The organism is Rickettsia endosymbiont of Ixodes scapularis, assembly GCF_000160735.1.
GTDB lineage: Bacteria > Pseudomonadota > Alphaproteobacteria > Rickettsiales > Rickettsiaceae > Rickettsia > Rickettsia tamurae.
This window is the reverse complement of sequence record NZ_GG688307.1, coordinates 1-1,749: the sequence shown is the minus strand read 5'-3', so window position 1 is coordinate 1,749 and position 1,749 is coordinate 1. Positions and strand designations below refer to the sequence as shown.

The following is a 1,749-nucleotide window of genomic DNA, read 5'->3' as shown; positions in this document are numbered from 1 at the left end:
TCTATAAGAATTAATTTACAACATAGATTAGTTTATGAAATATTAGAAGATAAAAAAATTATAAAAATACTTAGCATGTGGGGACATTATGAGTAATTATTCATCAATCCTTATGCAACGCTCTAAAAATCATCTCGGCAAGTGACCTACTAATGCCGTTTACTTTAGCAAGCTCATCTATGGTTGCATCACATACTGCTTTGTATGAACCGAAATAATGTAGCAATGTTTTTTTACGAGTTTCACCTACGCCCTCTATATCGTCAAGGCTTGATATTTTTATAGCACGTGATCTACCTAATCTATGATTCTTTATGGCAAAATTATGAGCTTCATCTCGTAAGATTTGTAAATATTTCATAATCGGCAAATTTTTATCCAAAGTAAATACTTCTTTACCTGTCATATGGAATTGTTCAAGACCGGCATTTCTATCTACTCCTTTCGACATACAAACAAAAGGAATATTCATTTCAAATTTATCCATTACCTCTTTAACAATGCCTAAATGCCCTCTGCCGCCGTCTATAATCATTAAGTTTGGCAATTTATGCGGCTCATTCTTAAGTCTAGTTAATCTTCGTGTTAAAACTTGCCGGAGCATTTCATAATCGTCACCTTTAGTCATGTCATCCCCGCAAGGCATTGTTGCGTGGATCAATTTTACCTCTGTCATCCCGTGGTCAAGCCACGGGATCCAGTTAAAAATACTAAAATTATTAGTATTTTTTATTGTTTTTATGGACCCCGTGGTCAAGCCACGGGGTGAGACAGTGGATTTTACCGGTCTACGCAACAATGCCTCCCCGCGAAGTCGGGGATCCAGATTGTTTATTAATGTACTGGATCCCGCTACAAGCTCGCGGGATGACAGTGGGAAAGTGCGGGAGGACAATGAGAAAACCCGATATTCCTTTTTATTAAAACCGGCTTTACCGGCAACTACCATAACACCAACCGCAAACTTACCTTGAATATGGCTATTATCATAAATCTCAATTCTTTCAGGAATTTCAGAAAGACCAAATAGCTCTTTGATTTCAAGCATAATCTCTTGATTTTTTGCAAATTTCTTCAAATATTGCTCTAGAGAGAATAAAGCATTTGTTGCGGCGTTCTGAACTAGATTGGCCTTACCTCCACTAATAGGTATTATAATATTGAGTTTAGTAATATTATTGATTTTCTTAATCGCCTCTATCACATTCTCTTTATCATTGATTTCATGATTAATTATAATTTCCGCAGGCACTTGTTGTTTTTGATAAAATTGTAATAAAAAATATTCTAATACTTCTTCTTTAGTACTATTTTCGGTAGAAGTAGGAAAATAAGGAATATTACCGCATGCTTGCCCTGCCCTATATAAAAACACTTCTACACAATAATGTCCGTTCTTTTCTACAATAGTGATTATATCTGCGTCTTTAACAATATCTGAAACACCTGCCTTAAGCTGCACATAACTAAGTGCCTTAATACGGTCTCTGATTTCTGCCGCCTCTTCAAAACGCATCTGACTACTTAACTCTTCCATCTTTTTAGATAAGTTCTCTTGGAGTTCTTTAGTACGACCTTGTAAGAAATCTTTTACCTGCGTTACTAAGTCTCTATAGTCTTCCTTGTTTATTTTACCGACGCAAGGAGCATAACAACGTTTTATTTCATATTGTAAGCAAGGGCGAGTGTGTGAATTAAAGCAATTATCCGTGCAGGAACGTAATTTAAAAATTTTTTGTAGTTCGGTCA

At 35.7% G+C, this 1,749-nt stretch carries 1 protein-coding gene; it reads right to left on the bottom strand.

Translation table 11 applies throughout. From position 1 onward, the window contains the following. Positions 1 to 103: 103 nt before the first annotated feature. Positions 104 to 1,749 (bottom strand): excinuclease ABC subunit UvrC (locus REIS_RS10190; RefSeq protein WP_040614908.1); only part of this gene is annotated, 1,646 nt, incomplete at its 5' end.